Here is a 5,723-nt window from a genome sequence, read left to right on the forward strand (position 1 = left end):
AGCTCGGCGAGCGTGCGGAAGGAGACCTCGGTCGGCACCTCCAGGAGCGGCAGACCGGCCGCGTCGCAGGCGGCCACCACGTCGACGGGCACGTGGCCCAGCCAGGCGGCGCCCGCGCCGAGCGCGGAGACCCCGGCCTCGGCCAGCGCGTTGACGAACCGCGCCGAATCCGCGGGCTCGTGCCGCCACAGGAGCCCGGTCAGCACCAGCTCGCCGCCCGACAGGTAGCGGCCGGGCTCGGGCAGGTCGGTGATGTGGACGGAGTGGAACTCCTTGCCGGGGTCGCCGCTGAGGAGCCGCAGGCCGAACTCCTCGACGGCCAGGAGGTCACTGATGCGCACTTGGAGGAATATACAACTCCGCAGGTCAAGTGCGGACGGTGATTTCACATCCCGCGCATAGGAGTGCCGGGGCGGCGGTGCTCTACTCGAAGGATGACCGAGACGGCGAGTGCCACGCGGCAGCACGAGTCACTGGTGGGGGGCCGGGGCGTCGGCGAGAGCGCGCGGCGTCCCGACGCGACGCTGAAGGTGACGGGCGAGTTCGCCTACGCCTCCGACCTGTGGCTCGACGGCATGGTGTGGGGCGTGACCCTGCGCAGCCCCCACGCTTCGGCGTGGATCCGGTCCGTCGACGTCGGCCCGGCGCTGGCGATGCCGGGCGTGCTCGCCGTGCTGACCCACGAGGACGTGCCGGGCGAGAAGTTCTACGGCCTGGAGCTCAAGGACCAGCCGGTGCTGGCCATCGACCAGGTGCGCTACCAGGGCGAGCCGGTGGCCCTGGTCGCCGCCGACCACCCGGAGACGGCCCGCAGGGCGGCGGCGGCGATCGTGGTGGAGTACGAGCCGCGCGAGGCGGTGACCGACCCCCACAGGTCCCGAAATGTCGTCAGATACCAGCCGGTGCGGGTAGGTCACACGTTCGAGGCCGACATCGTGGTGCACGGCGAGTACGAGGTCGGCATGCAGGACCAGGCCTTCCTCGGACCCGAGTCGGGGCTCGCGGTCCCGGCCGAGGACGGCGGCGTCGACCTCTTCATCGCCACGCAGTGGCTGCACGTGGACCGCGACCAGCTCGCACCGTGCCTCGGCCTGCCGCCGGAGAAGGTGCGGCTGACGCTGTCGGGCGTCGGAGGCGCGTTCGGCGCCCGCGAGGACCTGTCGATGCAGGTGCACGCCTGCATGCTCGCGCTGCGCCTGAACCGCCCGGTCAAGATCTCGTACGGCCGCGAGGAGTCGTTCTTCGGCCACGTGCACCGGCATCCCGCGTGGATGCGTTACGAGCACGGCGCCACCCGCGACGGCCGGCTGGTCTACGTCAAGGCCGAGATCCTGCTGGACGGAGGCGCCTACTGCTCCTCCTCACCCGCCGTCGTGGGCAACGCCGCCTCGCTGGGCGCGGGCCCGTACGTGGTGCCGAACGTGCGGGTGGACGCGACCGGCGTCTACACCAACAACCCGCCGTGCGGGGCGATGCGCGGGTTCGGTGCGGTGCAGGCGTGTTACGCGTACGAGTCGCAGATGGACCTGCTGGCCGACGCCTGCGGCCTGTCACCGGTGGAGATCCGCGTCCGCAACGCCGTCTCGCAGGGCTCCTCCCTGATCACCGGCCAGGTGATCGACTCGCCGGCTCCGCTCGCCGACATGCTCCGCGAACTCGAAGCCATGCCCCTCCCCGCCCCCGCTCCCACGACCGTGTCGCAAGGCCCAGGTCCCACGGAGCCGGATCTGCGGTCGCTGCCCGGCGGGGTCTCGCAGACCACCCGCGGCGAGTCCGTACGGCGGGGCATCGGGTACGGCGTCGGCATCAAGAACATCTGCTTCTCCGAGGGCTTCGACGACTACTCGACGGCCAGGGTCAGGGCCGAGCTGATCGGCGGCGAGCCGCACGTCACCGTGCACACCGCCGCGGCCGAGGTGGGCCAGGGGCTGGTGACCGTCCAGGCCCAGATCGCCCGGACCGAGCTGGGCATCGACGACGTGACCGTGGCGACGGCCGACACCACTGTCGGCTCCGCGGGGTCGTCCTCCGCCTCCCGTCAGTCCTACGTCACGGGCGGCGCGGTCAAGGCGGCGTGCGAGGCCGTACGCGCCCGCTTCGAGGGGCTGCCTCCGCGCGAGGCGCTGGAGAAGTTCGGGCCGATCGAGGAGACGCGGGAGTACCGGCACCGGCCCACGTACCCGATGCATCCCGAGACCGGGCAGGGCGACTCGCACACCCAGCTCGCCCTGTGCGTGCACCGGGCCGTGGTGGACGTGGACGTCGAGCTGGGCCTGGTGAAGGTGGTGGAGCTGGCCGCCGTCCAGGACGTCGGCCGGATCCTCAACCCGCAGGCTCTGGAGGGCCAGATCCATGGCGGCTCGGCGCAGGGGCTCGGGCTGGCGCTGATGGAGGAGGTCCGGATGCGTGACGGCCGGGTGCTGAACCCGTCGTTCACCGACTACCTGATCCCCACCATCCTCGACATGCCGCCCATGACGATGAAGATCCTGGAAAATCCCGACCCCGCGGCGCCGTACGGGCTGCGCGGCGCCGGCGAACCCCCCACGCTGTCGTCCACGCCCGCCATCGTGGCGGCGGTACGGGCGGCGACCGGCCGGAAGTTGACGCGCGTTCCGATCAGACCGGAAGATATCGCCTTGGCGTGACCAGCCCGGCCCGGCCGGCCTGACCCGCCTACCAGTGACCGGCCCTGCCCGGCGATCCGGTCCGGGATCGCGGGCCGGGACACCGGGCCGGGGAGCCCGGTCCGGTGAAGCCTGCGACCAGGGGGAGGCATCCGATGACGGACGCGCGCGAAGCGGCCAAGGCGGAGTTCGAGCGGTTCGACAGCGACGGCGACGGCCTGCTGACGGCGGCCGAGATCAGGCAGGTGAACCAGGCCCTGGGCGGCCAGGGCGTCACCGACGCGGAGATCGAGGCGTTCATCGCGGCGGCCGACAGCGACGGCGACGGCAGGATCGGGCTGGAGGAGTTCGTCGCCCTGGTGGGCGGCGGCAAGCACGAGCGCGCCTGACCGGCCCGCTGCCCCCGGCCCCCGCAGTGGCCGCGTCTCAGCCGGAGTGACCGTCCGCCCTGAGTGAGCGGCACACGGGAGTCAGCGGCACTCGTTCGGAGGCCGCGGTCAGCGGATGTCGGCGGAGTTGCAGGCCACGCCGTTCTTGTCGACGTCGGTGTACCAGTCGTACTCGGGGCGGCTGCCCTTGTAGTAAGGGCCGTAGCCGGCCGCCGCCGCCTCCTTGCAGCTCGCGAACTGGGGGTCCGGGACGCGCCGGCCGCGGATCGTGGCGGGCGCGGTGCCAGTGGAGACCGGGCCAGTGGAGGCCGGGCCAGTGGAGGCCGGGCCAGTGGCGGGGCCCGTGGTGGGCGCGCCGGTGCCGGACAGGCCCGGGTCCTGGGTGCCCGTGCCGGGTGGTGCCGTGCCGGGGTTGCCCGTGCCCGGCACGCCCGTGCCTGGATTGCCCGTGCCCGGATTGCCCGTGCCCGGCACGCCCGTGCCGGGGTCGCCGGTGGTGGGCGCGTTCGGGTCCGAAGCGCCCGGGGACGGCTGGCCCGTGGCCGGGGCGCTGCCCAGGAGGCGGACGACGAGCGCCTCGGCCTCGTGCCGGGTGAAGCCCGCGATGCTCAGGCTGTCGCCGTCCATGGCCTGCGTGACCACGGGGGCGGCGATCACGGTCTTGGGCACCAGTACGACGGCCACCTGCCGCTGGTCGGCCACCAGCTCGTCGATGAGCTGGACCACCTTGTCCTTGAACGCCGGGGCGATGGCGATGCGGACCGAGTAGGTGCCGTTCTTCTCGCGCACCGCCTCGATCCGCTGCACGGCGTTGACGGTCACCCCGTCCTCCAGCAGGTAGCAGGTGGTCTGCGGCTCGTCGAGCACGGCCTCGGCGCCGGGGCACGGCGCGGCCTTGCTCTCCCTGACCGGGGCGAAGTGGATGGGTGTGGGCAGCCGTTGCGGCGGGACGCCGCCCAGGAGCGGGGAGTCGGGACTCCTCGTCATGAGGACGGCGATGGTGCCGAGAACGCCGGCGACGACCACCACCAGAACCAGCGAGACGATCAGCACGAGGGTGGTGAGCCTGCTGGCCCGCGCCTTTCCCGGTGCGGCAGGCGGCTCCTCCGCCGGCTTGTCCATTGTTGACGACCCCATCCTGATGTTCGGGCTGCCGGTGAGCTTATCGAGGCCGGGCCTTGGCGAGGTAATCAGCCGAACAATCCTCACATTACGGCTTTACAGGAGCAAGATTAGATAAGAAGGGCAGGGTGCCGAAATTTCTGCCCGACCGTCTGGACGGGAGTGGATCATGAAGGTCGGTGTTCCCCGCGAGGTCAAGGAGAACGAATACCGCGTGGCGGTCACCCCGGCGGGCGTCCACGAACTGGTGCGGCACGGCCACCAGGTCTTCGTCGAGCGGGGCGCGGGCACCGGCTCGTCCATCCCGGACACCTACTTCCAGGCCGCGGGCGCCGTCATCCTCGACGGGCCCGACGAGGTGTGGGCCACGGGCGACCTGATCCTGAAGGTGAAGGAGCCGGTCGCCGAGGAGTACCACCGGATGCGCAAGGGGCAGGTGCTCTTCACGTACCTCCACCTGGCCGCCTCCCACGCCTGCACGGCGGCCATGCTCGACTCGGGGGTGACCGGCGTCGCCTACGAGACGGTCCAGACGGCGAACGGCGCGCTCCCGCTGCTGGCGCCCATGTCGGAGGTGGCGGGCCGGCTCGCGCCGCAGGTGGGCGCGTACCATCTGATGCGCTCCGGCGGCGGCAGGGGCGTGCTCATGGGCGGCGTGTCGGGCGTGCGCGCCGCGAACGTGGTGGTGATCGGGGCGGGCGTGTCGGGCATGAACGCGGCGGCCATCGCGCTCGGCATGCAGGCCGAGGTGCTGCTGCTCGACCGGAACATCGACAAGCTCCGCCAGGCGGACGTCGTCTACCAGGGCCACTGCCAGACGGTCGCCTCCAACACGCTGGAGATCGAGCGGGCGGTCCTGGAGGCCGACCTGGTCATCGGCGCCGTGCTCGTCCCGGGCGCGCGGGCCCCCAAGCTGGTGACGAACGAGCTGGTCAGCCAGATGAAGCCGGGCTCGGTGCTGGTCGACGTCTCCATCGACCAGGGCGGCTGCTTCGAGGACTCCCGTCCCACGACGCACGCCGAGCCGACCTACCGGGTGCACGGGTCGCTGTTCTACTGCGTGGCCAACATGCCGGGCGCGGTGCCGCACACCTCGACGTACGCGCTGACCAACGTGACCCTCCCGTACGCGCTGGCCATCGCCGAGCTCGGCTGGAGGCGCGCGATGGGCGCGGACGCGGCGCTGGCGCGCGGCCTGAGCACGCACGAGGGGCGCCTGACCAGCCAGCCGGTGGCCGAGGCGCACGGCATGGAGTGGGTGCCGCCCGAGGACGTCATCAGCCGCACCGCCTGAGCACCGCCGCCTGCGCGGCTCAGATGTGTTCCATGACGAAGACCGCGGTGGTGCCGGGGAGCAGCGCGTCGAAGACGTGCGGGGCGTCGCCGGGGTAGGTCATGTAGTCGCCGGGCGCCAGCTCCACCGGATCGCCGGCCGGCCCGGCGAGCGCCCGGCCGGCGGCGAGGACCACGTGCTCGGTGGTGCCGGGCTGGTGGGGCGAGGACAGCCGCGGCTCCCCCGGGTGCGCGACGACCCGGTAGAGGTCGCGGCGGGCGTTCGGGGGGCAGGAGGCGAGCAGGGTGGCCG

The 5,723-nt window shown here is 72.4% G+C and carries 6 protein-coding genes; 3 read left to right on the forward strand and 3 right to left on the reverse strand.

Annotated elements, in window-relative coordinates:
- Nucleotides 1-341, reverse strand: a 341-nt coding sequence (locus DQW85_RS28835) for a PucR family transcriptional regulator ligand-binding domain-containing protein (protein ID WP_205315490.1), incomplete at its 3' end; no start/stop codon positions are given.
- A 93-nt stretch (nt 342-434) separates the two neighbouring features.
- On the opposite strand from DQW85_RS28835, the gene DQW85_RS28840 reads away from it, so the two are divergent.
- Both DQW85_RS28840 and DQW85_RS28845 read left to right on the forward strand, forming a co-directional pair.
- Nucleotides 435-2,648, forward strand: coding sequence for a molybdopterin cofactor-binding domain-containing protein (locus DQW85_RS28840; RefSeq protein ID WP_113703009.1), 2,214 nt, complete (start codon nt 435-437; stop codon nt 2,646-2,648).
- Between the two features lie 134 nt (nt 2,649-2,782).
- Nucleotides 2,783-3,016 (forward strand): EF-hand domain-containing protein, encoded by a 234-nt coding sequence (locus DQW85_RS28845; protein WP_113703010.1) that lies wholly within the window; start codon nt 2,783-2,785, stop codon nt 3,014-3,016.
- Nucleotides 3,017-3,124: 108 nt separating this feature from the next.
- Here the strand turns inward: DQW85_RS28845 and DQW85_RS46110 are convergent, their stop codons facing one another.
- Nucleotides 3,125-4,138 carry an excalibur calcium-binding domain-containing protein gene (locus tag DQW85_RS46110; protein ID WP_205315491.1) on the reverse strand — a complete coding sequence of 338 codons (1,014 nt, stop codon included), beginning with the start codon at nt 4,136-4,138 and terminating at the stop codon, nt 3,125-3,127.
- A 169-nt stretch (nt 4,139-4,307) separates the two neighbouring features.
- Here DQW85_RS46110 and ald point away from each other — a divergent pair, with 169 nt between their 5' ends.
- Nucleotides 4,308-5,432, forward strand: coding sequence for an alanine dehydrogenase (ald, locus tag DQW85_RS28855; protein WP_113703011.1), 1,125 nt, complete (start codon nt 4,308-4,310; stop codon nt 5,430-5,432).
- 19 nt (nt 5,433-5,451) lie between these two features.
- Here ald and DQW85_RS28860 read toward each other — a convergent pair.
- Nucleotides 5,452-5,723: cupin domain-containing protein (locus tag DQW85_RS28860; RefSeq protein ID WP_476703621.1), on the reverse strand; the 272-nt coding region annotated here is incomplete at its 5' end.

Source organism: Nonomuraea lactucae (genome assembly GCF_003313395.1).
Taxonomy (GTDB): Bacteria; Actinomycetota; Actinomycetes; order Streptosporangiales; family Streptosporangiaceae; genus Nonomuraea; species Nonomuraea lactucae.

Bases quoted from the DNA above. Each gene is read 5' to 3' on its own strand.
- DQW85_RS28845 (WP_113703010.1), top strand. From the start codon at position 2,783: ATGACGGACGCGCGCGAAGCGGCCAAGGCGGAGTTCGAGCGGTTCGAC.
- DQW85_RS28840 (WP_113703009.1), top strand. From the start codon at position 435: ATGACCGAGACGGCGAGTGCCACGCGGCAGCACGAGTCACTGGTGGGG.
- ald (WP_113703011.1), top strand. From the start codon at position 4,308: ATGAAGGTCGGTGTTCCCCGCGAGGTCAAGGAGAACGAATACCGCGTG.
- DQW85_RS46110 (WP_205315491.1), bottom strand. From the start codon at position 4,138: ATGGACAAGCCGGCGGAGGAGCCGCCTGCCGCACCGGGAAAGGCGCGG.